Annotated in this window: 19 protein-coding genes; 7 read left to right on the top strand and 12 right to left on the bottom strand. The window is 62.9% G+C overall.

Features of this window, described 5'->3' with window-relative positions; all coding sequences use genetic code 11:
- Positions 1 to 68 precede the first annotated feature (68 nt).
- From XB14_RS23285 to XB14_RS23265, 5 genes are all read right to left on the bottom strand, one after another.
- On the bottom strand, positions 69 to 470 hold the full coding sequence (locus XB14_RS23285; RefSeq protein ID WP_077964582.1) for a VOC family protein: 402 nt from the start codon (positions 468 to 470) through the stop codon (positions 69 to 71).
- 243 nt (positions 471 to 713) lie between these two features.
- Complete coding sequence (locus XB14_RS23280; RefSeq protein ID WP_077964581.1) at positions 714 to 2315, bottom strand: ABC transporter ATP-binding protein; 1602 nt, start codon at positions 2313 to 2315, stop codon at positions 714 to 716.
- Between the two features lies 1 nt (position 2316).
- Entirely contained in the window at positions 2317 to 3447 is a 1131-nt protein-coding gene (locus XB14_RS23275) for an ABC transporter permease (RefSeq protein WP_077964579.1), read from the bottom strand.
- Positions 3440 to 4363: an oligopeptide ABC transporter permease OppB gene (gene oppB, locus XB14_RS23270; protein ID WP_077964577.1), complete on the bottom strand. Its 924-nt coding sequence runs from the start codon at positions 4361 to 4363 to the stop codon at positions 3440 to 3442. The genes XB14_RS23275 and oppB overlap by 8 nt, the downstream gene beginning before the upstream one ends.
- 53 nt (positions 4364 to 4416) lie before the next feature.
- Positions 4417 to 6015 carry a peptide ABC transporter substrate-binding protein gene (locus XB14_RS23265; protein WP_077964575.1) on the bottom strand — a complete coding sequence of 533 codons (1599 nt, stop codon included), beginning with the start codon at positions 6013 to 6015 and terminating at the stop codon, positions 4417 to 4419.
- A gap of 759 nt (positions 6016 to 6774) precedes the next feature.
- Between XB14_RS23265 and fba the strand changes: the two genes are divergently transcribed.
- Positions 6775 to 7818 carry a class II fructose-bisphosphate aldolase gene (gene fba / locus XB14_RS23260; protein WP_077964573.1) on the top strand — a complete coding sequence of 348 codons (1044 nt, stop codon included), beginning with the start codon at positions 6775 to 6777 and terminating at the stop codon, positions 7816 to 7818.
- Between the two features lie 146 nt (positions 7819 to 7964).
- On the opposite strand, the gene XB14_RS23255 is transcribed toward fba, so the two are convergent.
- Positions 7965 to 8777, bottom strand: a complete 813-nt coding sequence (locus tag XB14_RS23255) for a MerR family transcriptional regulator (RefSeq protein WP_077964571.1) — start codon at positions 8775 to 8777, stop codon at positions 7965 to 7967.
- Positions 8778 to 9002: 225 nt separating this feature from the next.
- Here XB14_RS23255 and XB14_RS23250 point away from each other — a divergent pair, with 225 nt between their 5' ends.
- Positions 9003 to 10271 (top strand): 4-aminobutyrate--2-oxoglutarate transaminase, encoded by a 1269-nt coding sequence (locus tag XB14_RS23250; RefSeq protein ID WP_077964569.1) that lies wholly within the window; start codon positions 9003 to 9005, stop codon positions 10269 to 10271.
- A gap of 258 nt (positions 10272 to 10529) precedes the next feature.
- Positions 10530 to 12005 (top strand): NAD-dependent succinate-semialdehyde dehydrogenase, encoded by a 1476-nt coding sequence (locus XB14_RS23245; RefSeq protein WP_077964567.1) that lies wholly within the window; start codon positions 10530 to 10532, stop codon positions 12003 to 12005.
- 18 nt (positions 12006 to 12023) lie between these two features.
- On the opposite strand, the gene fabI is transcribed toward XB14_RS23245, so the two are convergent.
- Genes fabI through XB14_RS23225 form a run of 4 tightly spaced genes read right to left on the bottom strand, consistent with a single transcriptional unit; the run spans position 12024 to position 17198 of the window.
- Complete coding sequence (gene fabI, locus XB14_RS23240) at positions 12024 to 12809, bottom strand: enoyl-ACP reductase FabI (protein ID WP_077964565.1); 786 nt, start codon at positions 12807 to 12809, stop codon at positions 12024 to 12026.
- A 16-nt stretch (positions 12810 to 12825) separates the two neighbouring features.
- Entirely contained in the window at positions 12826 to 14010 is a 1185-nt protein-coding gene (locus XB14_RS23235) for an acetate/propionate family kinase (protein WP_077964563.1), read from the bottom strand.
- 2 nt (positions 14011 to 14012) lie between these two features.
- Positions 14013 to 14969 (bottom strand): phosphate acetyltransferase, encoded by a 957-nt coding sequence (locus XB14_RS23230; protein ID WP_077964561.1) that lies wholly within the window; start codon positions 14967 to 14969, stop codon positions 14013 to 14015.
- Between the two features lie 12 nt (positions 14970 to 14981).
- The gene (locus tag XB14_RS23225; RefSeq protein ID WP_077964559.1) at positions 14982 to 17198 is read right to left on the bottom strand and encodes a DUF3141 domain-containing protein; all 2217 of its coding nucleotides are present in this window, start codon (positions 17196 to 17198) and stop codon (positions 14982 to 14984) included.
- 350 nt (positions 17199 to 17548) lie between these two features.
- On the opposite strand from XB14_RS23225, the gene htpG reads away from it, so the two are divergent.
- Entirely contained in the window at positions 17549 to 19438 is a 1890-nt protein-coding gene (htpG, locus tag XB14_RS23220) for a molecular chaperone HtpG (protein WP_077964557.1), read from the top strand.
- A 92-nt stretch (positions 19439 to 19530) separates the two neighbouring features.
- Here htpG and XB14_RS23215 read toward each other — a convergent pair whose 3' ends face one another.
- Both XB14_RS23215 and XB14_RS23210 read right to left on the bottom strand, forming a co-directional pair.
- Positions 19531 to 20715, bottom strand: a complete 1185-nt coding sequence (locus XB14_RS23215; protein WP_077964554.1) for a CaiB/BaiF CoA transferase family protein — start codon at positions 20713 to 20715, stop codon at positions 19531 to 19533.
- Positions 20716 to 20726: 11 nt separating this feature from the next.
- The gene (locus XB14_RS23210; protein WP_077964551.1) at positions 20727 to 21914 is read right to left on the bottom strand and encodes an acyl-CoA dehydrogenase; all 1188 of its coding nucleotides are present in this window, start codon (positions 21912 to 21914) and stop codon (positions 20727 to 20729) included.
- Positions 21915 to 22136: 222 nt separating this feature from the next.
- Here XB14_RS23210 and XB14_RS23205 point away from each other — a divergent pair, with 222 nt between their 5' ends.
- The 3 genes from XB14_RS23205 to XB14_RS23195 all read left to right on the top strand — a co-directional run bounded on the left by XB14_RS23205 (position 22137) and on the right by XB14_RS23195 (position 24858).
- Entirely contained in the window at positions 22137 to 23084 is a 948-nt protein-coding gene (locus XB14_RS23205) for a LysR family transcriptional regulator (protein WP_077964549.1), read from the top strand.
- Between the two features lie 101 nt (positions 23085 to 23185).
- Complete coding sequence (locus XB14_RS23200; RefSeq protein ID WP_077964547.1) at positions 23186 to 24313, top strand: NAD(P)/FAD-dependent oxidoreductase; 1128 nt, start codon at positions 23186 to 23188, stop codon at positions 24311 to 24313.
- Positions 24314 to 24477: 164 nt separating this feature from the next.
- Positions 24478 to 24858 carry a YciI family protein gene (locus XB14_RS23195; protein WP_077964545.1) on the top strand — a complete coding sequence of 127 codons (381 nt, stop codon included), beginning with the start codon at positions 24478 to 24480 and terminating at the stop codon, positions 24856 to 24858.
- The last annotated feature ends 16 nt before the right edge of the window (positions 24859 to 24874 follow it).

The following is a 24874-nucleotide window of genomic DNA, read 5'->3' as shown; positions in this document are numbered from 1 at the left end:
CTTCAGCCTGGGACGCGCGATCTGCAATTCGAACTGCCGCGCCGAGTTCTGGCCTCAAAGCGTCGGCGCTACTCGGCGGTCGGGGCTGCCACGAATTCGACCTTGATGCGATCCGGATCTTCCACGAACAGCGCATAATAGTCGCTTCCGCCGTTCGCGAACGGGTATCGATCATCGTAGAGGCAGGAAACGCCGTTTTCCCGGCAATACGCCCTCAGCCGGTCGACCGTTTCCCGGTCCTTCACCCGAAATGCCAGATGATTGAGACCGACCCCGCAGCGGTGGTAGTCGCGAGAGGCATGCTTCTCACTGACCTGCACGAATGTCAGGTAGGCATCCTCGCCATGGGCAAGCGAGAAGCCGCCATCCCAACGACCGCTTTCGTCGTATCCGACCAGCGCGAGAAGGGACATCCAGAATGCATGGGAGGCATCGAGGTTCGAAACATAGATCTCGATATGATGAAGCATTGACCGGTCTCTCCTTGAATCTCTGATCCGCTCCATCATGCGGCGACAGATCAGCAACGTGTCGCTGGGAGCGACCGCCGTACTGAACCATACGGCAGGTCACAAAAGCCAGGCTCATCCTCAATGTGCGGCAAAGGCAAGAAAGCCACACGCGTGTGACATCCATAAACGCCCACCTGCGCAGGCAACGAAAACGGGGACGCGATCGCTCGCGTCCCCGCCAAAGTTTTAAAGCAGGCCTGTTCAGACGTTGAAGGCAGCACCGATCAGCGTCTTGGTATAGGGCTGCTTCGGCGCCTCGAAGATCGCGTCGGTCTCGCCTTCCTCGACGATCTTGCCGTTCTTCATGACGATCACGTAGTCCGACATCGCCTTCACCACGGAGAGATCGTGGCTGATGAAGATGTAGGAGAGACCATGCGAACGCTGCAGGTCGCGCAGAAGTTCGATCACCTGCCCCTGAACCGAGCGGTCGAGCGCCGAGGTCGGTTCGTCGAGAATGACGACCTTCGGCTTCAGGATCATGGCGCGGGCTATGGCGATACGCTGGCGCTGGCCACCCGAAAACTCGTGCGGGTAACGGTTGCGGGACGCAGGATCGAGCCCCACTTCCTTCAACGCTTCCGATGCACGACGGTCACGGTCGGCGCGGCTGAGCTCAGGCTCATGCACATGCAGACCTTCGGTGATAATCTCGCCGACGGTACGGCGAGGCGAAAGCGAGCCGTAGGGATCCTGGAAGACGAGTTGAAGGGTGCGCCGCAACGGCCGCATCTGACCGCGGTCGTAGCCGGAAATATCCGTCGTTCCAAAGCGATAGTGACCGCTGCTCGGCAAGAGCCTCAGAAGCGCACGACCGAGCGTCGACTTGCCGGAACCGGACTCGCCGACGACACCGATCGTCTGCCCTTCCTTCAGGCGCAGGCTGACGCTGTCCACCGCGCGGAAGACAGACTTCCCGCCCCTAAAGAGGCCGCCACCGATCTGGTAGTCGACACAGACGTCGCGCCCTTCAAGGATGATCGGCGCGCTGTCGGGCGGAGACGCCTTGCGGCCACTCGGCTCGGCGGCTAGCAGCATCTTCGTGTAGTCGGCCTGCGGCCGCTCGAAGATATCGGCCGTCGTACCCCTCTCGACCACTTCACCGCGACGCATCACGGCCACACGGTCGGCGAAGTGCTTGACGATGCCGAGGTCGTGGGTGATCAGCACGATCGCCATGCCGAAGCGCTTCTGCAGCGACTTCAGGAGATCGAGGATCTGCGCCTGGATCGTGACGTCGAGTGCCGTCGTTGGTTCGTCGGCGATCAACAGATCCGGATCGTTGGCGAGCGCCATGGCGATCATAACGCGCTGGCGCTGGCCGCCCGAAAGCTCGTGCGGATAGTTGTCGATGCGACGCCCCGGCTCAGGGATGCCGACGAGTTCGAGCAGTTCGAGCACGCGCGCCCGCGCCTGCTTGAACGTGCCGCCGCGATGGTGGACGATCGGCTCGGCGATCTGGCGACCGATCGGATAAAGCGGATCGAGCGAGGTCATCGGCTCCTGGAAGATCATGGTGACCTTCGCGCCGCGGACCTGGTTCAGCGCCTTCGGCGGCAGTCCGACGAGTTCCTGCCCACGATAGCTTGCCGAGCCGGTCACGGTGCCGTTCTTGGCGAGCAGGCCCATGATGCCCATCATCGTCTGGCTTTTGCCGGAGCCGGACTCGCCGACGACCGCAAGCGTTTCGCCGGTGCGGACATCGAGATCGATGCCCTTGACCGCTTCGACCGTGCCGTCGGGCGTCGAGAAGTTCACCTTGAGGCCGCGCACGGCCAGGATGGTTTCCTTGGTATCTGCCATGTCAGCGATCCTTCGGGTCGAGCGCGTCGCGCAGGCCGTCGCCTATGAAGTTCAGCGAGAACAGCGTCAGGACGAAGAAGATGGCCGGGAAGATCAGCAGCCATGGCGCCGACTGGATGTTGTTTGCGCCTTCAGAGATCAGCGCCCCCCAGCTCGTCAGCGGCGCCTGGACGCCGAGGCCGAGGAAGGAGAGGAAGCTCTCAAGCAGGATCACCTTGGGCACGACGACGGTCACGAAGACGATGACTGGACCGATCGTGTTGGGGATGATGTGCCGGCGGATGATCTGCCAGTCGGTGAGGCCGAGCGCCTGCGCGGCGCCGACGAATTCCCGACGCTTGAGCGCCAGCGTCTGGCCGCGCACGATACGGGCCATGTCGAGCCATTCCACCGCCCCGATCACCAGGAAGATCAGGATGAAGGAGCGGCCGAAGAACACGACGAGCACGACGACGAGAAACACGAAGGGCAGAGAATAGAGGATTTCGACCAGTCGCATCATGACGTTGTCGACGCGGCCGCCGATGTAGCCCGACGTTGCGCCGTAGATGACGCCGATGCCGAGCGACACGAGACTTGCAAGCAGACCGACGGCGATCGAGATCTGGCCGCCAAGCATGACGCGAACCAAGAGGTCGCGGCCGTTGGAATCGGTGCCGAAGGGGAAGTACTCGCGGTTAACCTGACCGGTAACCTTCAGCGTCTTGCCGTCGTCTTCGGTTGCCACGACCTGCGTGTCGCGGAATTCATTGGCGCGGTCGAAGTAGCGCGTTGCGCGGGCATCGATCGGCTGTTCCGAAGTGATCGTCGCGGTGAAGGTCTCGCCCTCGAGATTGAACTCCTTGAGGGTGACACGGGCGCGGGCCGCGACCCCTTCCACGACGCCTTGCAGCGTAGATGTATCGGGGCGCGGTTCGAGACTTGGGCTGGTGTTCACGTAGGACGGGAACACCTGGTCGTAGGTGTGCGGGACGAAAAACGGCCCGAGGAACGAAAACAGCGCGATCAGGGCCAGCATGAAGCAGCTGGCCATGGCGGCACGGTTGCGCTTGAAGCGCATGGCCGCGAGCTGAAAGAGGCTTCGCCCCTTCGTTTCCGGCGTGACCACCGGGGTCTGGGCGATATCAGTCATGGCGAACCCTCGGATCGAGCAGGCCGTAGAGAATGTCGACCAGGAGATTGAAGATGATGACGAAGATGGCGACGAGAATAACCGTGCCCATCACCAGCGTGTAATCGCGGTTGATCGCGCCAAGAACGAAGTAGCGGCCGACACCTGGAATGGTGAAGATCGTCTCGACGACAGCCGAACCGGTCAGAAGAGCCGCGGCACAGGGTGCCAGGTAGGAGACGACCGGCAGCATCGCACCACGCATGGCATGGGTCACCACCACCGTTCGCGATGGCAGACCGTAGGCTTTCGCCGTTCGGATATGGTCGGTATGAAGCGCCTCGATCATCGAGCCGCGCGTGAGCCGCGCGAAGACCGCAAGCTGCGGCAATGCCAGCGCAATCATAGGCAGGATCAGGAAGCGCAGCGAACCGTCGCCCCATCCACCGGCCGGCAGCCAGGCGAGCACGATCGCAAAGACGAGCGTCAGCACCGGACCAACGACAAAGTTGGGAACGGTGACGCCGATCGTCGAGAACGACATGATGGCAAAATCTAGCGCGCTGTTCTGCCGGAGTGCTGCGATCGTACCGGCGGTGACGCCGCCGATGAGAGCAAACAACAGCGCGTAGAAGCCAAGTTCCATCGAATAGGGCAGACCCTTTCCGATCAGCTCGGCAACGTTGTTGTCCTTATAGACATAGCTCGGGCCGAAGTCGCCGGTCACCGCATTGCTGAGATAGTGCGTGTATTGGCGCCACAGGGGCTGGTCGAGCTGATACGTCTTCATCAGGTTCGCCATCGTTTGTGGCGGAAGAGGACGCTCGAGGTTGAAGGGGCCACCAGGGGCGAACCGCATCAGGAAAAACGAAATGGTGACGACGATAAACAAGGTCGGCACCGCACTCGCCAATCGGCGAAGGATGAAGGAAATCATGGACGTACTCCGGAGGCGACGCGCGGTGTATTACCGCGCGTCGTTCCTTTTCGTTATTCGGCGATGCTCAGGAACTTGCTGAGGTGCTCGTTCGGAGCATTGTCCGCCCAGCCCTTGACGCGGCTGGCAACGAGCCACAGGTCGGCCTGGGTCAGGAGCGGAGCGATCGGCTGTTCCTTCATCAGCAGCGCTTCGGCATCATGCATCAGCTTGGAGCGGGCTGCCGGATCCTGCTCGTCGTAGGACTTCTTCATCAGGCCGTCGAACTCGGCGTTTTCGAAGTGGCCGTAGTTGAAGGTCTTGTTGGAGCCGACGCTGAGCGCCAGGAAGTTTTCGGCGTCCGCGTAGTCAGCCTGCCAGCCGGCGCGGGCGACGTTGAACTTGCCGCCTTCCTGGAGGTAGGCGTAGTGCGAGGACACGTCGAGGTTCACCAGCGACACCTTGGCGCCGAAGGTGTTCTTCCACATGTCGGCGACGGCCGTTGCGACGCGCTCGTGGTTCGGGTTGGTGTTGTAGCGCAGCTCGATGTCGAGCGGCTTGCCGCCCTCGCCGTAGCCCGCTTCCTTCATCAGGGCGATCGCCTTGTCTTCGCGGTCGAGCTGAGACAGCGTGCCGAACTCGGCCTTGGACGGCTCGCCGTAGCTTTCGATGCCCGGGGGAACCATCGAATAGGCGGGGAGCTGCGAACCGGCGTAGATTTCCTTGGCAAGGAAGTCACGGTCGACGGCCATCGAGAGCGCCTGACGAACGCGAACGTCGCTATAGGGCTCCTGGCGGGTGTCGAAGGCGTAGTAGTAGGTCGCAAGTGACGGCGAAACGTGAACCTGCTCGCCATAGGACGTGCGCAGGCGATCGATCTGGTCAGCCGAGAAGTTATAGACGAGGTCCATTTCCTTGGCTTCGAAGCGGCGGACCGAGGCGGCCTGGTCGTCGATCGGGTAGAAGATGACCTTGTCGAGCTTGACGTTGGCCGCATCCCAGTAGTTGGCGTTCTTGACGACGGTCAGGCTGTCGTTCGGAACGTGTGCCTGGAGCGAGAACGCGCCGTTCGAGACCATGACGCCCGGCTTGACGAAGTCTGCGCCGTTCTTTTCGACGCTGGCCTTGCTGACCGGAAGTGCCGTCTGGTGTGCGAGCAGCTCCAGGAAGAACGGGGTCGGACGCTCAAGCGTGATTTCGACGGTCTTTTCGTCGACAGCCTTTACGCCGAGCTGGTCGGTCGGCAGCTCGCCCTTGTTGACCTTTTCGGCGTTCTTGATCGGGAAGAGAATGTTGGCGTAGCCGGCAGCCGTCTTCGGGTCTTCGACGCGACGGAAGGAGAAGACGAAGTCTTCAGCCGTTACCGGCGACCCGTCCGACCACTTTGCATCGGCGCGCAGCTTGAAGGTGTAGACCGTACCGTCGTCGGAGAGTTCCCACGTTTCGGCAACGCCCGGGACGATCTTTGCAGAGGCGTCATAGATCGTCAGGCCTTCGTAGAGGTCCTTGAGGATGAACGCTTCGATGTTGATCGAGGTGTGGTGCTGGTCGAGCGTCTGCGGCTCACCGGCGTTGCCGCGATGCAGGACAGCTTCGGCGAGTGCCGGGCTTGCTGCGAAGAGCATCGAGCCGATCAGCGCGGCCGCGCGAAGGTTGTGTTTAAGTGAAGCCATTTTGTTTCTCTCCTTCCCCTTTTTTGGGTTTGTGATCGCAGGAGAGAAGTGCAAATCGTTCGCGAACGCAAGGCGGATTCTGCGGCTGTCTGCATCTTTATCTATAGGAGGGGAATCGACATATCCCCTAGGTTGTATTTTGTTTGCGATTCTTTTCGTCGCCTTTGCGACGGACATATGACGTGAACAGGGCATTTTTGCGAAATCTACTGCAACGTTTTAGGTGCGTGCTTTTTCTGTGCTGGATTCAGCCTCGAATCATCCCCGATGCAAAGTTTGTGAATTTTAGCGGCAGTTTACGTAATGTGCGCAAAGAAAGTGGGGCATTGCCGCAATCTTCTTGCGAGCCGTTCACCCCCTGTCGACAGACTGTTTCCGACAGGGCATCCATCGCCATGGTGTAGCAGACGAAATACGCGCCCAACGGTTGCAACCGAGACCCTCAGCCCTCACTCCTCACAGGCACCACCAGAAAGTGAAAACAGTTCGGACTTAAGGTGTTGCATCCAGTCCACAGTAAAATCGATTGAAGCGTGTTTCGACCTCTGGCAACCTGCCTTTTGCCCGGTTGTCAAACCACTTCGATGAACTATTGTGCGCCTGACTTCGGTGGGCGCGACCAATTCGCGCGCGCCGTCACGCCGCACGAAAAAGCCGGCCATCGACTTTGCCATCGATGCATTTCGTGCGGTTCATCGGCCGGATTGTTTTTCTGGTGCGCCGCTTAGGTTGCACCGAGTATCCAAAGGGAGATAGCGAATGGCATTGATCACATTGCGGCAACTGCTCGACCATGCGGCGGAGAACGACTACGCGCTGCCGGCGTTCAATGTGAACAATCTTGAATACATTCAGGCCGTTATGCGCGCCGCCGATACCACCGACAGTCCGGTGATTCTGCAGGCCAGCCGCGGCGCGCGCTCCTACGCAGGCGACGCATTCCTGCGCCACCTCATTCTGGGCGCTGCTGAAGAATACCCGCATATTCCGGTCTGTTTGCACCTCGACCACGGCGACCAGCCGTCGACCTGCATCTCGGCCATCACCAACGGCTTCACCTCCGTCATGATGGACGGCTCGCTGGAGAAGGACGGCAAGACCGTTGCCAGCTATGAATACAATGTCGCCGTCACCGCGGAAGTCGTGAAGATCGCACACGCGGCCGGCGTTTCGGTCGAAGGCGAACTCGGCTGCCTCGGCAACCTTGAAACCGGCGCTGGCGACAAGGAAGACGGCCACGGCTTCGAAGGCAAGCTGTCGCGCGAAGAGCTGCTGACCGACCCGGACCAGGCGCTGGACTTCGTCACCAGGACCGGCGTCGACGCGCTGGCCGTCGCAATCGGCACCAGCCACGGCGCCTACAAGTTCACCCGCGAGCCCGATGGCGACATCCTGTCGATCGAGACGATCGCCAAGATCAACAAGAAGCTGCCGAACACCCACCTCGTCATGCACGGCTCGTCGTCGGTGCCGAAGGATCTGCAGGACCTCTTCAACACCTATGGCGGCAAGATGAAGCCGACCTGGGGCGTTCCTGTCTCGGAAATCCAGAAGGGGATCCCGCTCGGCGTGCGCAAGGTCAACATCGATACCGACCTACGCCTTGCGATGACCGGCACGATCCGCAAGAACTTTGCCGAGAACCCGGAGAACTTCGACCCGCGCAACTACCTGAAGCCGGCGACCGCCCTGATGACCGAGGTCTGCAAGGAGCGTTTCGAAGCTTTCCGCACCGCCGGAAAGGCGTCGAAGATCCGCGCGCTGCGCCTGTCGGAAATGGCAAAGCGCTACGCCGCCGCCTGACCCAGGAGTTCCGTCCCGCTTGCTCGTTAAAAGGCAGGCGGGCGGTTTGCTATCGAACGCCAATCGGCGCGCGGTCACAACGGGCCGCGCGCCGATTTTCATTCAAGCACTACGGTGATGGTTGGCAGTTGGTCGCTCGCCGCACCCTAGAATGTCGGCGGCGTATTGACCCAGAGCAGCACGGTCTCGCCGTCATGCCGGTTCGTCCAGGCATGACGCCGCTTGCTTTCGAAATAGAGAGAATCGCCGACGCCGAGGTCATAGAACTGGTCGCTGTCGAGAATGAACTCGACACGGCCCGAGAGAACATAGACGAATTCCTCGCCCTCGTGCCGGTATGCCCCCTCGCTGGAAGCGCCCGGTTCCAGAACGAAGCGATGGCAGTCCATCTGGTTGCGGCCATCGGCGAGCAGTTGCACGGTGACGCCGGGGGTCGTGCGCGGCCATGTCCGCCATTCGCCGGCCCTGACGACCGCGCGCGCATCCGCCTCCTCCTCGCCGGAAAGGCTCGAAACCGTCGTTCCGAAGAATTCCGCAATGTTGTGAAGAACGGCAACCGAGACGCCCTGCGACGTCCGCTCCAGCGTCGAAAGAACCGAAGCGGCGATGCCGATATCGCCGGCCACCTGCTCCAGCGTCTTGCCGGCGGCATGCCTGAGACTGCGGAGCTTGCGCCCGACCTGATTTTCGGGGCCGTCGCTCGTGGCCGACGGGGTCTGGTCATCGGCAGCAGATTCGGCGTCAAGCGCCTCGCGGATCGCAGCCGGATTGAGACCGCGTTCGGCCCGGAACCAGGAGATGCGCTTCAACCGCGCCAGATCGCTCTCGGTATATTGCCGATGCCCCGTCGGCGAGCGCTCGGGCACGACCAGCCCTTGCGTCTCCCATAGCCTTAGAGTCGAAGCGGAAACCCCCGCCAGTCGCGCCGCCTCGGCGACCTTGTAGCGCACTGCGCCCATTCCAATTTCCCTTTACCGCCCAGCGGCGCTGCCCGAATCCGTACAATTCCGGCGTGTCCGCAACCTTAGCCGCCGCAATCGAGATCTGACAAGAACGCTGCATCAGCGCCCGTGGTGTCTCGATCACCAAATTTGATTTGCAATCGACTGTGAAAGGTGTACCACTTCCAGAATAAACTTGCAGAAAAAATGCAATATATTAACTCCAGACGACAGGAATGCGCCATGACCACCCTCACCGATCGCAAGAACGCCGCCATCTCGCGTGGCGTCGGCATGACCACCCAGATTTACGCCGATCGCGCTGAAAACTCGGAGATCTGGGACAAGGAAGGCAATCGCTACATCGATTTCGCCTCGGGCATTGCGGTCGTCAACACCGGTCATCGCCATCCCAAGGTCATCGAAGCGGTCAAGGCGCAGATCGATCGCTTCACCCATACCTGCCACCAGGTCGTTCCCTACGAATCCTATGTCCACCTCGCCGAGCGGCTGAATGCGCTGACGCCCGGCGACTTCGCCAAGAAGACGATCTTCGTGACGACGGGCGCCGAAGCTGTCGAAAACGCCGTCAAGATTGCCCGCGCCTCGACCGGCCGCCAGGCCGTCATCGCCTTTTCCGGCGGCTTCCACGGCCGCACCTTCATGGGCATGGCGCTGACCGGCAAGGTCGTCCCCTACAAGGTCGGCTTCGGCGCGATGCCGGGCGACGTCTTCCATGCCCCCTTCCCGATCGAGCTCCACGGCGTTACGACCGAACAGTCGCTCGCCGCCCTCAAGAAGCTCTTTGCCGCCGACGTCGATCCGGGTCGCGTTGCCGCGATCATCCTCGAGCCGGTGCAGGGCGAAGGCGGTTTCTATCCCGCTCCCGCCGCCTTCATGAAGGCGCTGCGCGAAATCTGCGACCAGCACGGGATCCTGCTGATTGCCGACGAAGTCCAGACCGGCTTTGCCCGCACCGGCAAGATGTTCGCCATGGACCATCACGATGTCGCGCCCGACATCACCACCATGGCCAAGAGCCTCGCCGGCGGTTTCCCGCTCGCCGCCGTCACCGGCCGCGCCGAAGTCATGGATGCTCCGGCGCCGGGCGGCCTTGGCGGCACCTATGGCGGCAACCCGCTCGGCATCGCCGCAGCCCACGCGGTGCTTGACGTCATCGCTGAAGAGAAGCTCTGCGAACGCGCCGAGCAGCTCGGCGGCCGGCTCAAGCAGCGGCTTGCCGCGATCCGCGAGCAGGCGCCTGAGATCGTCGACATCCGCGGCCCCGGCTTCATGAATGCCGTCGAGTTCAACGACGTGAAGACCAATCTGCCGAGCGCCGACTTCGCCAACAAGGTGCGGCTGATCGCTCTGGAAAAGGGTCTAATCCTCTTGACCTGCGGCGTGCACGGCAACGTCATCCGCTTCCTGGCGCCGATCACGATCCAGGACGAGGTCTTCGCCGAAGCGCTCGACATTCTCGAAGCGTCGATCCTCGCCGCGCGTGGCTGATACCCGGGCGGGTGACGGCACACGCGGTCGCCCGCCTTGCATAATTCCTGAAATCGGGATCGACTTGAGGGAAAAATTATGCAGCAATTCAAAGTGCTACGGCAACCTTAGCGCGTTTTGAAAGACGCGCGGCGCTGTAGCGACCGCGCGTCAATTCAGACACGCAAAGCTCGGGCGCCGGTGTCGACCGGCGCTCGCAAGAACAAGCAAAAGCGGGCCTGCCGTCTCGCGGCAGGCCATCGCCGGAGGATGCCCGCCATGACCTTGACCCCAGCCTTGACCAAGCACCTGCGCGCCGCCGACCTGTTCGCGCCGCTACACACCGTCGCGCATGCCGCTACGAGCTGGACGGGCGCAACCTTCGACGTCTTCAACCCATCGACCGGCGAAAAGCTCGCCACCCTTCCGGACATGGGCATCGACGAGGCCCATGGCGCGATCGAAGCCGCGGCAAAGGCGCAGGTTCTCTGGGCGGCAAAACCCGCCAAGGACCGGAGCGCCGTGCTTCGCCGCTGGCACGACCTGATCGTCGCGCATGCCGACGACCTTGCAGCCATCCTGACGGCTGAAATGGGCAAACCGATCGGCGAATCAAAGGGCGAAGTGCTGCATGCGGCTGCTTACGTCGAGTGGTATGCGGAAGAGGCAAAACGCATCTACGGCGAAACCTTCCCGGCGCCGGCCAATGATCGCCGCATGCTCGTCATCAAGCAGCCCGTCGGCGTCGTCGGCACCATCACGCCGTGGAACTTCCCGGCCTCGATGGTCGCCCGCAAGATCTCGCCGGCCTTAGCTGCCGGCTGCACCATCGTCTTGAAGCCTGCCGAGCAGACGCCACTCGTTGCCGGCGCGATGTTCGTGCTCGCCGAAAAGGCTGGCTTCCCCACGGGCGTCGTCAACCTGCTATACGCGTCCGAAGGTGCCGCCATTGGCCGCGAACTCTGCAGCAATCCGAAGGTGCGTAAGATCAGCTTCACCGGCTCGACCGAAGTCGGGCGGCTGTTGATGCGGCAGTGTTCCGACCAGATCAAGAAGGTCAGCCTGGAACTCGGCGGCAACGCCCCCTTCATCGTCTTCGACGACGCCGATATCGACGAGGCCGTGGATGGTGCCATTCAGGCGAAATTCCGCAATGCCGGCCAGACCTGCGTCTCGGCAAACCGCATCTATGTGCAAGCGGGTGTGCACGACGCCTTTGCCGAGAAGTTCGTCAGGCGCGTCGCCGAACTGACCGTCGGCGATGGCTTCACGCCTGATATCACCATCGGGCCGATGATCGACAAGCACGCCATCGAGAAAATCGAGGCCCATGTCGCTGACGCCGTTTCCAAGGGTGCCAAGGTGCGCGCCGGCGGCCACAGGATCGGCGCCGAAGGCACGTTCTTCGAACCGACGGTGCTGACGGGCATTTCGACAGACATGCGGGTCGCCCAGGAAGAGACCTTCGGCCCGATCGCGCCGATCATCCGCTTCGAGACGGCCGAGCAGGTCATCGCCGAAGCCAACGATACGATCTACGGGCTCGCCGCCTATTTCTACGCCGAGAATCTGAAGCGCGTCTGGCATGTGGCCGAGGCGCTGGAATACGGCATGGTCGGCATCAATACCGGCCGTATGTCCTCGGAAGCAGCCCCCTTCGGCGGCATTAAACAATCGGGCATCGGCCGCGAAGGCTCCCGCCACGGGCTCGAAGACTATCTCGAAATGAAATATCTCTGCATGGGCAACATCTGACCATGCAGGACCCCGCGGCTAGTCAATGATGTGGTAGCCGCCGTCGACATAGAGCACCTGACCGGTGATGAGCCGGGCGGCGTCATGCGCCAGGAAGGCGGTGGCGACGCCGACATCGTCGATGTCGATGAGTTCGCGGCTCGGTGACTTGACCTTGGTCTTTTCGAGCAGCGCGTCGAATTCCGGGATGCCGGAGGCGGCGCGCGTCGCCAGCGCACCGGGCGAGATCGCATGGACGCGGATCCCTTTTGGGCCGAGTTCGGAGGCGAGATACCGCACGGCACTTTCGAGCGCTGCCTTGGCGACACCCATGATGTTGTAGTTTTCGACCACCACCTGTGACCCGTGATAGGTCATGGTGAAGAGCGTGCCGCCGTTTTTCATCAGCGGCTCGGCCAGATGCGCCATGCGGATGAAAGACCAGCAAGAGATGTCCATGGTCTTCAGGAAGCCCTCGCGCGGAACATCGACGACGCGTCCGCCGAGCGTGTCCTTCGGCGAAAAGGCGATGGAGTGCACCAGAAAATCGAGTTCGCCCCAGGTCTTGCCGATCTCATCGAAGACCGCCTCCATCTGACCGGGAACGGCCACATCGAGCGGCAGGAAGATCGGCGCTTCGATTTCACGCGCCAAGGGTTCGACATAGGGCTTCGCCTTGTCGTTCAGATAGGTGACCGCCACCTCCGCCCCGAAGGCACGGAAGGCACGAGCGCACCCCCAGGCAATCGAACGGTCGTTGGCGATGCCGACGATCAGGCCCTTGCGGCCATCGAGAAGTTTGGCCTTTGCGACAGGAATCGACATCAATTGCCTCCGGTGGTCAGGCTGCGCGGGTCTTAAGGAGTGCGAGCGTGTGGCGGGCGATCATGAGCTCCTCGTCCGTCGGGATGACATAGAGCGCGATGCGGCTTGACGGCGTCGAGATCAGCGTCGCACTCGCGTCGTTCGCGACCGGGTAGAGTTCGGCGCCGAGCCAGGCGACATTCTCGGCGATACGGGCGCGGATCGGCGGCGAGTTCTCGCCGACGCCCGCCGTGAAAACCAAGGCATCGATGCCGCCGAGTGCAGCTGCAAGCATCCCGACATTGAGCCCTGAGCGATAGACGAAGTGGTCGATGGCGAGCTTGGCATGGGGGTCCGCGCTTGCAAGCAGGTCGCGCATGTCGTTCGACACGCCGGAGAGCCCCTTGAGGCCGGCCTCGTGGTAGAGCAGGTCGGAAACGGCCTGGGCGCTCATGCCACGCTGGAGGATCAGATAGAGCACGACGCCCGGATCGAGCTGACCGGGCCGCGTTCCCATCGGCAGTCCGTCGAGCGCGGTGAAGCCCATGGTGCTCTCGATGCTGTGGCCATCGCGCAAGGCACACATCGAGGCGCCGCTACCGAGATGCGCAACGATGACGCGGCCGCCCGCCACCTCAGGCGCCACGTCCCGCAATCGCTCCGAGATGTATTCGTAGGAGAGGCCGTGGAAGCCGTAGCGCCGTACGCCCTCGTCATAGAAGCTGCGCGGCATGGCGTAGCAGTTCACTTCTTCCGGGTGGCCGTGGTGAAAGGCGGTATCGAAACAGGCGACCTGCGGCACATCCGGATTGATCGCCATCGCCTGGCGGATCGGCGCAAGATTGTTGGGCTGGTGCAGTGGTGCCAGATCCTGGTAGCTCGCCAGCCGCTCGATCACGCCGGCATCGATCAGCACCGGCGCGGCATAATCGGGGCCGCCATGCACCACCCGGTGGCCGACAGCCCGCAAGGTGAAGCCTTCGAGCGTCAGCAGCCAGTCGCGCGCCGCCGCGATCGCAGCCGGCAGATCGCCGACGACGTCGACATCATAGTTTTTGTCGACGAGTATAGTGCCGTCGGCAGCTTTCGCCTGCAGCCGGGGACGTGTGCCGATCCCCCCGACCTGGCCCTTGATCTGGCGTTCGAGCCCCTGATTCGTAATCCCGAACACCTGGAACTTGAGGCTCGACGAGCCGGCATTGACGACGAGAAGAGCGTCCATGGTCACACCGCCGGAACCTGCATGGCCCGCCGCCGCGCCGCGTAGAGCGAGGCGACAGCACAGGAGGCAAGGCGCGTGCGCACCGAGTCCGCCCGCGACGTCAGCACGATTGGAACCCGCGCGCCAAGCACGATGCCGGCGGCGTCGGCATGGGACAGGAAGGTGAGGTTCTTCGCCAGCATGTTTCCGGCCTCAAGGTCCGGCACGACCAGGATCTGGCCGCGGCCGGCCACGGGCGACGCGATGCCCTTGATCCTTGCTGCCTCCGGGTCGATCGCGTTGTCGAAGGCGAGAGGACCGTCGAGCAGGCCGCCGGTAATCTGACCGCGTTCGGCCATCTTGCAGAGTGCTGCCGCCTCGATCGTCGAGGGGATTTTCGTCGTGACCGTTTCCACCGCAGACAGAATGGCGACACGCGGCTCACCGAGGCCGATCGTCACCCAAAGGTCGATGGCGTTCTGCACGATGTCGCGCTTGGCTTCGAGGTCGGGAAAGATGTTGATGGCGGCATCCGTGATGAACAGCGTCTCGGCATGCCCCGGCACGTCCATAATGAAGACGTGGCTGATCCTTCGGTCGGTCCGAAGCCCGGTCGCCGACGCTGCAACCTCCTTCATCAGCTCGTCCGTATGCAGGCTTCCCTTCATCAACAACTCACCACGTCCCTCGCGGATCATCGCAACCGCCTTGGCCGCCGCCGCATGGCTGTGCGGCGCATCGACGATCTCGCTCCGAGCGAGGTCGAGCCCGTGCTCGGCGGCAACGCTGCGGATCTTCGCTTGCGGCCCGACGAGAACGGGCGCGATCAGCCCGGTTTGCGCCGCCTCCAGCGCGCCGCGCAACGAGGTCTCGTCACACGGATGCGCGACGATGGTGACAGCCGGCGTTTCGTCCCGCGCGGTGGCGATCAGGAGATCGTATTTGGACTGCTCAATCGGCAGAGTGACTGTCTCGGACACGTCGGTACTCCCTCAGGATGCTGTGCGATTGCGTACGATCTTGGCCGACGTGATCGGAACCGGTGGCTCGCTGTCCAGGCGGAAGAGGGCCTGAACCTGCTGCAGCCGCTCGGCAGCCATGCCCGTCACGGCCCCGGATGCCTCAAGCACTTCACGCAGGGCCGCAAAGGCGGAACGACGCTCCTCAACCGCTTCCGGCAGCAGCTTCGGGAGTGCGGCGAGCGCCGCCGCCTCGTCGATCAGCAGCATGAAATACTGCTCCCGCATCACGGTCTTGAAGTCGGCCAGGCTCAGCCGCTTTGCTTCCGGATGCGAAAGCCTGAGCCGGCGAACCGCCTCGAAGCCGCGTTCATCCGCGCCTCCGCGCGCCATGCCGACGAAGGTCAGGGCTCTGGCAAGCCCCTCGCATGTTCCGCCCTCGGCCATTCTAGCCTTGAGTTCGGCGATCCGCGCCTTGACGAGCTCCTGATGCAAGAGGCTCTTTTCGGCTTTGCGCGGCCGCTGGTCTGAGTTCATATCGATACCGAGTGCGGCCTGTAGGCTCGGCGCGCCATAGATGGCGTGGAAGCTCTGCTCCGAAAGATACTCGGCCGTCCGCCGCCAGGCATCCAGGCCGTCCACCATCTGCTGCGACAGCGCCTCCTGCCAAGCGATGAACGGGTTGGCTGCAGCGACGGGCTCGCGGTTTTCGCGGACATAGTCCGCGAGTGCAGACGTCCAGGCCATGAAGGGGTTATCCGGCCCGAAAAGCGCATATTGCAGGCGCAGCGGGTGCATGTTCCTCATCGCCTCCGCCACGGGCGGCGTTGCCGCCGCCTTGACCATCGGCTGCAGATAGGTGCGGTAGAGCGCCAGATTGATCTCCGAAAGCTTCGCCGCGGTGGCGAAGCGCCGGTCGTCCTCGATGTCGTTGCCGCCGAGGGCGCGGATGTCCTCTAGGGTGCGCGGCTCGCAGCGCATCAGCCATTCTCCGGAAACCAGCGCCCTGCCCTCGACCGCCTCGTTCGCCGGCGTCAGCACCGCCTCGTAAAGGCCGGGCGGCAGCACGTCGATCAGCTCGATGTTGGAGGCGAATTCATCATGTTCCTTCCGGGCAATGCCGGCGGAGACGAAGATGCCGAGATGTCCCACGGTCTCGTGCACGATATAGACGATCGTCTGGCCGTAGGCGCGAATTTCATCGACGCTGTCATAGAGGTCGAGGATCCAGCCGAGCGCCTGCTGCGGCGGGGTGATGTTATCGCCCTTGGAGCAGAAGACGACGATCGGCGAGCGGATGTTGCGCAGGTCGATCGCGGTGCCGTCGGACGCGCGGATTTCGCCCGCCGCGAGCTTGTTGCCGATGAAGAGTTCGTCGACGATGAACTGCATCTCCTCGGCATTGAGCGTGACGTGACCGCCCCACCAGCGCTCGAAGCCGAGATAACGCGCCGCTTCGGTGTCGATCTTCGAATAGAGATTGTATTGCTTGGTCCAGAGCGTATTCGCCGGATTCTGGTTCTCGAAGTTCTGCACCAGCCAGGCGCCGTCGAATATGCCACCGCCGAGATCCCCGGTCAGCGCCGTCAGCCAGCTGCCGCCGAGAAGCCCGCCGGAATAGCGCATCGGGTTCTGCCCGTGGACGCCTGCCCAGTAGGAAAGCGGTGCGCCGGCGATGATGATCGGGCCGAAGAGCTCCGGCCGCAATGCCGCGACGATCATCACCGCCCAGCCCGCCTGGCAATTGCCGATCACACAGGGCTTGCCGTCCGCCTGCGGGTGGCGCGCGATGACGGTTTCGAGAAAGCCGGCTTCGGCAAGCGCGATGTCCTCGATCGTCTGGCCGGGAACCGGATCGGGAAGGAAGCCGATGAAGTAGCAGGGATGGCCGGCCTTCATCGCCACGCCGATCTCGCTGTCTGCCTTGAAGCCACCGATGCCGGGACCGTGTCCGGCTCGAGGGTCGACGACGACGAAAGGACGCTTGGTCGGATCGACCGTGACGCCCTCGGGCGGAACGATGCTGACCAGCGCATAGTTCACCGGCCGGGTGAGCGTGCGCCCGTCGACGACGAGCCGGGCTTCGAACTCCAGCACGTTGGGCGCGGTCTGCGTCCTGTGTTCCTCGTATTGCGCGCCGCGCTGGCGCATGACGTCGAGAAAGAGGACCGAACGCTGCCAGGAGTCGAGCGAATAGGCGTAGGCGTCAGCGAAGGTCGGTATCGTCGAAATCGTGGATTGCTTGGGCATAACGTCCACTCCTCGGTGCGATTGAGGCCGGGCTGTTCCCGAAGGCTATAGGGCAGTTCAACTGGTCAAGCATTGACTTACGTCAAAAAATGCATGCGGTCGCCCGCGACCTTAACTCGGCATGACGACGTGGAACGCCCGGCTGCAGCAGCATAGCAAAGGAGTATTGCCGCGATTTGTCAGCGTGGCGATCCGTCTTCTCGCACGCAGCCCAATGCGTCCACGTCTCACCAATGTTCTCGTCTTTTCGCACTGCAGCATCATACATAAACACGCCCTCCGCAAGACGACACTTGAAATTCCGGACACCGCTTGCCAATTGGGGCGAAACCCAAAGGAGTTGCCAGGCAATGAGCGAAACCGAAATGTCCGTAGAGAAACATGTCTTCGAAGCCGATGTGGCGCGATTGCTCCATTTGATGGTGCATTCGGTCTATTCCGACAAGAACGTCTTCCTCCGCGAACTGATTTCGAACGCTGCGGATGCCTGCGAGAAACTGCGTTATGAGGCGATCGTCTCGCCGGAACTTCTGGCCGGCGACCCGACCCCGCGCATCACGCTGACGCTGGACGAAGAAAACAGCCGGCTCGTCGTCGAGGATAACGGCATCGGCATGGGCCGCGACGAGCTGGTCGAAGCGCTCGGCACCATCGCCCGCTCGGGCACGCGCGCCTTCATGGAGCGGATCGAGGCGGCCCAGGGCAAGGAAGGCGCGCAGCTCATCGGCCAGTTCGGCGTCGGCTTCTATTCCGCCTTCATGGTCGCCGACAAGGTGGACGTGGTTTCGCGCCGCGCCGGCTCGGAACACGCCTTCCTGTGGTCCTCCGACGGCAAGGGCAGCTACACGGTTTCGGCCGCCGAACTCGCCGACGCCCCGGCGCGCGGCACCCGCATCACGCTCCACCTGATGGAAGATGCCAGGACCTATACGTCGCGCTGGACGGTCGAGCGCATCGTCAAGGACCAGTCCGGCCACGTGCCGGTGCCGATTTCGATCCTTGAAAAGCCCGACGCCGAGCCTGTTCAGGTCGGCGATGGCACCGCGCTCTGGACCAAGCAGAAGAGCGAGATCAGCAAGGAAGACTACGCCGATTTCTATCGTGGCGTCGCCGGCCAGTATGACGATCCGGCGCTGACGGTGCATTTCCGCGCCGAAGGCCGCCACGAATATACAGCACTCGCCTTCGTGCCCGGCTCCAAGCCCTTCGATCTATTCGACCCGGACCGCAAGGGCCGGATGAAGCTTTACGTCAAGCGCGTCTTCATTACCGACGAGGCCGAATTGCTGCCTCGTTACCTGCGCTTCGTGCGCGGCCTCGTCGACACCTCCGACCTGCCGCTCAACGTTTCGCGCGAGATGATCCAGGAAAGCCCGCTGCTCGCCAGCATCCGCAAGGGTGTCACCAACCGCGTGCTGACGGCGATCGAGAAGCTTGCGGAAAGCGAGCCCGAGAGTTTCGCCACGGTCTGGGAAAACTTCGGCAGCGTGCTGAAGGAAGGCATCTACGAAGACTACGAGCGCCGCGAGCAGCTGGTGGCGCTGTCGCGCTTCCGCACCACCACCTCGGACGAGAGCCAGCGCAGCCTTGCCGATTACGTCAAGGACATGAAGGACGGCCAGTCGGCGATCTATTACTTGACCGGCGACAACCTCGCCCAACTCAAGGCCTCGCCGCAGCTCGAAGGTTTTCGCGCCCGCGGCATAGAGGTTCTGTTGCTGACCGACCCGGTCGACAGCTTCTGGGTGACGTCGGCTCCCGACTTCGACGGCAAGCCCTGGAAATCGATCACGCAAGGTGCTGCCGACCTCAGCAACATCGCCAAGCCCGAAGGCGGCAAGGAAGAGACGCCGCAAGCGAGCCAGCTGGTCATCGACTTCGTCGCCTTCGCCAAGGAAACGCTTGGCGAGGCCGTCTCGGACGTGCGCACGTCCGATCGTCTTACGGAAAGCGCCGTCTGCCTGGTCGCGCCGGAGCACGGCCCCGACCGCCAGCTCGAAAAGATGCTGCAGGGCGCCGGTCGCCTCGACGACGCCGCCAGGCCGATCCTCGAGGTCAACCCGAACCACGCGCTGATCACCGCGATGGCCGCGAGCCCCGCCGGCGACACGGCGTTCCGGACGGACGCCGTCCAGCTCCTGCTCGACCAGGCCCGCGTACTCGACGGCGACAAGCCGCAGGATCCGCGCGCCTTTGCCGAGCGCCTGTCGCGCGTCTTTGATCGCGCACTCAAGGCCTAAAGGAAAAGCCCCGGAAATCTCCATGATTTCCGGGGCTTTTTGTTGTTTCCTTCAGTGAAGTCTTAACTTGCTCTTTTGCGCCTTACGCGAGGCTAGTCCGCCTTCGCGACCGGCATCCCGATCTCGGCAAGCACCTCGTCGGTGTGCTCCCCGAGCCGCGGCACGCCGCGGTCCAGTGCAAGCTCGGCTGCTGAAAAGCGGATCGGCGTCCTGACACCCGGTGAAGTACCGGCAACAGCACCCGAATGCGGCGTATCCACCCGCATCTGCCGATGCGCGATCTGCGGATCGGCAAAAACATCGGCGACGGTGTTGATCGGTCCGCCGGGCACGCCGGCATTTTCAAGCAACGTCAGCAGGGTATCGCGTTCGATCTTCGCGGTCTCGGCGGCCAGTTCCGGGGTCAACGTATCGCGGTTCTGCACCCTGAGCGCATTGGTCAGATAACGCTCGTCGGTCGCGAGATCCGAACGTCCGAGCAAGGTGCAGAACTTCACGAACTGCCGGTCGTTACCAACAGCGACGATCAGGTGACCGTCCGAGGTCGGGAAGACCTGATAGGGCGCGATGTTCGGGTGCGCATTGCCGAGCCGGCGCGGCGCCTTGCCCGAGACGAGGAAATTGAGCGCCTGGTTGGCAAGCACGCCCGTCATGCAGTCAAGCAGCGCCATGTCTATCTGCTGCCCTTCGCCGGTGCGTTCGCGTTGGGCAAGTGCTGCCTGGACGGCGATCACGCCGTAGAGGCCGGTGAAGATATCGGCAAAGGCGACGCCAATCTTCTGCGGCTCGCGGTCGGGCTCACCGGTCAGGTCCATGATGCCGCTCATGCCCTGGACGATATAGTCGTAGCCGGCGCGGTGGGCATAGGGCCCATCCTGGCCGAAGCCGGTGACCGAACAATAGATCAGTCGCGGATTGACCTTCTTCAGGCTCTCGTAGTCGAGCCCGTATTTCACGAGCCCGCCAACCTTGAAGTTTTCGAGCAGGACATCCGATTGGGCGGCAAGCCGGCGCACCGCCTCCTGCCCTTCCTCGGTCGTGAAGTCGAGCACGACCGACCGCTTGCCGCGGTTGCAGGCGTGGAAATAGGCCGCGTCGAGTTTCTCACCGCCCGCACCCGCAACGAAGGGCGGGCCCCAGGTGCGGGTGTCGTCGCCGGTCGGGCTTTCCACCTTGATGACGTCGGCACCGAGATCGGCCAGCGTCTGGCCGATCCAGGGGCCCGCGAGAATGCGGGCCAGTTCCAGGACACGAATGCCCTTCAGCGGCGCTTCCATGATCGCGTCGCTCAGAAGAAGGCCTGCAGGCCGGTCTGGGCGCGACCGAGGATCAGCGCGTGGACGTCGTGCGTGCCTTCGTAGGTGTTGACGGTCTCGAGGTTCACCATGTGGCGCATCACCTGGTATTCCTCGGAGATGCCGTTGCCGCCATGCATGTCGCGAGCCATCCGGGCGATGTCGAGCGCCTTGCCGCAGTTGTTGCGCTTGACGATCGAGATCATTTCCGGGGCCATGCGGCCCTCATCCATCAGCCGGCCGACGCGCAGCGATCCCTGCAGGCCGAGCGTGATCTCCGTCTGCATGTCGGCAAGCTTCTTCTGGAAGAGCTGCGTCTGGGCAAGCGGGCGGTTGAACTGCTTGCGGTCGAGACCGTACTGGCGCGCCGCATGCCAGCAGAATTCGGCGGCGCCGAGGGCACCCCAGGAAATGCCGTAACGGGCGCGGTTGAGGCACCCGAACGGGCCCTTGAGACCTTCAACAGCAGGCAGCAGCGCATCCTCGCCGACCTCGACGTTGTCCATGACGATTTCGCCGGTGATCGAGGCGCGCAGCGACAGCTTGCCGGCGATCTTCGGCGCCGAAAGGCCCTTCATGCCCTTTTCGAGCACGAAGCCGCGGATGGCGCCGCCATGGGCTTCCGACTTCGCCCAGACGACGAAGACATCGGCGAGCGGCGCGTTGGAGATCCACATCTTCGAGCCGACGAGGCGGTAGCCGCTCTCGGTCTTGATGGCGCGCGTCTTCATGCCGGCCGGGTCAGAACCGGCGTCAGGCTCGGTCAGGCCGAAGCAGCCGATCCACTCGCCGCTGATGAGCTTCGGCAGGTACTTCTGCTTCTGCTCCTCGGAACCGTAGGCGTAGATCGGATAGATCACCAGCGACGACTGCACGCTCATCATCGAGCGATAGCCCGAATCGACGCGCTCGACTTCGCGGGCAACGAGGCCGTAGGCGACGTAGGACGCGCCGACGCCGCCATAGGTTTCAGAAACGGTCACGCCGAGCAGGCCGAGCTCGCCCATTTCGCGGAAGATCTCCGGATCGGTCGATTCTTCGCGGTAGGCGTCGATGACGCGCGGCTGCAGCCGGTCCTGCGCATAGGCCCGCGCGGTGTCGCGGATCATACGTTCGTCCTCGGTCAACTGATCGTCGAGGAGGAACGGATCATCCCATTGAAATTGCGTCTTGCCGGCCATGTTTCTCTCCCATCGGATTATTCGGCTGTTGTTATCGCAAGGGGTGCATGCCGTTTCAAACGAAATTGAGGCACCGCCTCATGCGCTGAGGGAATGGACCACGGATCGCACTGCCGCGCCCCCATGTTGCAAATCGCTGAAATATCGCCACAAGTTTCGCAGGTTTCGACCATCCCGCGCGAATGCGACTCTAATAGCCTAAGAGACATGTAAGCAGTACCCATGGCCAACGACCGCCTCGAACGCTTCGCCCACAATCTCGACTGGAATCTGCTGCGTACCTTCGTCGTGCTCGTCGAGGAGGGCAGCATCACCGCCGCCGCGAACCGCCTGCTCCTGCAGCAGCCGGCCGTCAGTATGGCGCTGAAGCGGCTGGAGCAAACCGTCGGCCAGAAACTCATCGACCGGCGTCCCGGGCGTTTCAACCTGACCGACGCCGGTGCGCGCCTGCATGCGCAGTGCCGCGATATCTTCGCAGCCGTCATCCGCCTGCCGAATGTTCTTGAAACCGCCGGCGAGGAGATCACGGGCCATCTCAACATCCACTCGGTCAGCCACGCGCATAATCCCGCCTGGGACCGCAAGCTCGAAAGCTTCTTTCGCCTGCACCCCAAGGTCACGCTGTCGGTCACGGTCGCAACTACCGTGGATGTGTTGAGCGCCGTCGAGCGCAATGTTGCGACCATGGGCCTATGCGACGGCAACATTCCCGACTGGCTGAACAGGCGGTTTCACGTGCGCGAGCGCTATGCGCTCTATTGCGGCAGAAGCCATCCGCTTTTCGGGGCCGAAGGTGTCGACTTCAACGACCTCAGGGGCAATCCCTACATCGCCTTCATCGCCGACGTTTTGGGCGGCCAGCACATGAACTCGGTAACCGCCGTGCGCGCGATCGGGTCTTTTGGCCAGCAGGTCCGCGCCGTCTCCTGCAATGTCGAGGAGGTGATGCGGCTGATCGCCTCCAATGTCGGCATCGGCATGCTGCCGGATCATCTCGCAGCGCCCGCCGTGACCGACGGTCAACTCTGGCAATTGCCGCCCTATTCCGATCTCCCGACCACCGACGTCTTCCGGATCTCCAACCCGAACGCGATCCTCAATCCGGCAGAGGCGGCCTTCCTGGCCCATGTCGTCGATACCGAGCCGCTTGATCACTGCCTGGATCCCTGACGTTCAGCCATCATCAGGATTGATAGTCACCTTTCCGGTTATAAATTTGAACGCCGATGTCGGCTTGCCTATTGTCCGGCCAACAACCAGCGGAGGCGGACATGCGCGACTACGATGTGGCAATCATTGGCGGCGGCATTGCCGGCCTGTCGCTTGCCTATTTTCTAGCACCGCATCGCTCCGTCGTGGTGATCGAGCGCGAAGAAGGGCTCGGCTATCACAGCACCGGCCGCTCGGCGGCGGAATTCGTGCTGCGCTACAATGCGCCGGAGGTCTGCGCGCTGGCGGCAATCTCCAAGAGTTTCTTCGACAACCCGCCCGAAGGCTTTTCCGAAGTTGCGCTGCTCAAGCAGCGCGGCGGCGTCATGATCGCCAACGCCGAGAAGATTGCACGGTTCGAAGAGGTGTTCGCCGAGGAAAGCCGCATCAATCCCGATCTGCAGCGGCTGAGCCTCGATGAGGCGATCGCGCGCGTGCCGATCCTGCGTCGCGACTATGTGGCCGCGGCCTATTACGATCCGCAGTTCTGGGACATCGAAGTCGAGAACCTGCTGCAGGGTTACGTCCGGGGCGCCCGCCGCCACGGTGCGGCGATCATCGAGCGCTCGGATGTCCTTGCACCGCGCCGGGACGGCGACCGCTGGGTGCTCGCGACAAGCGCAGGCGATGTCAGTGCAAAGACGATCGTGAATGCCGCCGGCGGCTGGGCCGATCCGGTTGCGGAACTCTTCGACGTCGCCGCCCTAGGCATCGTGCCGCATCGCCGCACGGCAATCACCGTCGATCTGCCCGAAGGCATCGATGCGCTGACGCTGCCCGAAATCAACGAGATCGACGAAGATTTCTACATGAAGCCCGAGGGCGGACGGCTGCTTTCCTCGCCCGCCGACGCCACGCCGTGCGACCCCGCCGACGTCCAGCCCGAGGAAATCGACGTCGCTTGGGCGGCGCACTATATCGAGGAGGCAACGACCGTGCCGGTTCGCCGCATCTTCAAGAGCTGGGCCGGCATGCGCAGCTTCGCACCGGACAAGCTGCCGGTGATCGGCTTTGCACGCGAACGTCCGGATTTCTTCTGGCTCGCCGGCCAGGGCGGCTACGGCATCCTCACCTCGCCCGCGCTCGGATCACTTGCGGCGAGCCTCGTCATTGGCGCGCCGGCGCCGGAGAGTTTTGGAGCAGTTGGCCTCGATCCATCCACGTTCAGCCCGGCAAGGCTGGAGACTTAAGAGAGCCGGAACCATAGGGTATCAACTGCAAGCGAAGGCGACGCGATCACTGCCGCACGCGTCGCCGCGGAGCGCCGCCCGCTGCTTGCGCGCCACTGACACTTGGCGCACGACATTGAACCCACCAGCAAAACCTGACACGAATACATCAGGGAGGACGGTTCATGTATTATGCAATCTTGGCTTATCACACGGCGGGCGTGGTCGAATCCTGGAGCGAGGAGGAGGACGCGGCGCTGATGTCCGACCTGCTCGAGGTGCATCACCGTTTCGTCGAGCAGAAGGCATTTGGTCCGGCTGCGCGGCTTGGTCCCGCCGAGGGCGCCGTCACGCTTCGCGGCCCGGGCGCCGGCATCGTCATCGACGGCCCCTTTGCCGAAACCAAAGAGGAATTGCTGGGGCTCTACGTCGTGGACTTCCCGACGATCGAGGCGGCGATCGAGGCGGCGCGCGAACTGCGTCGCAGCAATCCGACGGCAGTCTACGAAATAAGACCGATCGCACTCTATATACCGGGGGCAACCTTGCCGGGTTCGCAGAGCTAGCGATCACGCAAAGCCG

This window comes from Ensifer adhaerens (assembly GCF_002007205.1).
In the GTDB taxonomy this organism is placed as follows: Bacteria; Pseudomonadota; Alphaproteobacteria; order Rhizobiales; family Rhizobiaceae; genus Ensifer; species Ensifer adhaerens_D.
This window is presented reverse-complemented; position numbering and strand designations above follow the sequence as displayed.

What these genes read in the sequence shown, in the direction of transcription:
- fabI (WP_077964565.1), bottom strand. Translation starts at nt 12,809, where the DNA reads ATGTCGATTCCTGTCGCAAAGGCCAAACTTCTCGATGGCCGCAAGGGC.
- htpG (WP_077964557.1), top strand. Translation starts at nt 17,549, where the DNA reads ATGAGCGAAACCGAAATGTCCGTAGAGAAACATGTCTTCGAAGCCGAT.
- XB14_RS23265 (WP_077964575.1), bottom strand. Translation starts at nt 6,015, where the DNA reads ATGGCTTCACTTAAACACAACCTTCGCGCGGCCGCGCTGATCGGCTCG.
- XB14_RS23280 (WP_077964581.1), bottom strand. Translation starts at nt 2,315, where the DNA reads ATGGCAGATACCAAGGAAACCATCCTGGCCGTGCGCGGCCTCAAGGTG.
- XB14_RS23205 (WP_077964549.1), top strand. Translation starts at nt 22,137, where the DNA reads ATGGCCAACGACCGCCTCGAACGCTTCGCCCACAATCTCGACTGGAAT.
- XB14_RS23285 (WP_077964582.1), bottom strand. Translation starts at nt 470, where the DNA reads ATGCTTCATCATATCGAGATCTATGTTTCGAACCTCGATGCCTCCCAT.
- XB14_RS23210 (WP_077964551.1), bottom strand. Translation starts at nt 21,914, where the DNA reads ATGGCCGGCAAGACGCAATTTCAATGGGATGATCCGTTCCTCCTCGAC.
- XB14_RS23235 (WP_077964563.1), bottom strand. Translation starts at nt 14,010, where the DNA reads ATGGACGCTCTTCTCGTCGTCAATGCCGGCTCGTCGAGCCTCAAGTTC.
- XB14_RS23200 (WP_077964547.1), top strand. Translation starts at nt 23,186, where the DNA reads ATGCGCGACTACGATGTGGCAATCATTGGCGGCGGCATTGCCGGCCTG.
- XB14_RS23255 (WP_077964571.1), bottom strand. Translation starts at nt 8,777, where the DNA reads ATGGGCGCAGTGCGCTACAAGGTCGCCGAGGCGGCGCGACTGGCGGGG.
- XB14_RS23250 (WP_077964569.1), top strand. Translation starts at nt 9,003, where the DNA reads ATGACCACCCTCACCGATCGCAAGAACGCCGCCATCTCGCGTGGCGTC.
- XB14_RS23245 (WP_077964567.1), top strand. Translation starts at nt 10,530, where the DNA reads ATGACCTTGACCCCAGCCTTGACCAAGCACCTGCGCGCCGCCGACCTG.
- XB14_RS23215 (WP_077964554.1), bottom strand. Translation starts at nt 20,715, where the DNA reads ATGGAAGCGCCGCTGAAGGGCATTCGTGTCCTGGAACTGGCCCGCATT.
- fba (WP_077964573.1), top strand. Translation starts at nt 6,775, where the DNA reads ATGGCATTGATCACATTGCGGCAACTGCTCGACCATGCGGCGGAGAAC.
- XB14_RS23195 (WP_077964545.1), top strand. Translation starts at nt 24,478, where the DNA reads ATGTATTATGCAATCTTGGCTTATCACACGGCGGGCGTGGTCGAATCC.
- XB14_RS23275 (WP_077964579.1), bottom strand. Translation starts at nt 3,447, where the DNA reads ATGACTGATATCGCCCAGACCCCGGTGGTCACGCCGGAAACGAAGGGG.
- oppB (WP_077964577.1), bottom strand. Translation starts at nt 4,363, where the DNA reads ATGATTTCCTTCATCCTTCGCCGATTGGCGAGTGCGGTGCCGACCTTG.
- XB14_RS23225 (WP_077964559.1), bottom strand. Translation starts at nt 17,198, where the DNA reads ATGCCCAAGCAATCCACGATTTCGACGATACCGACCTTCGCTGACGCC.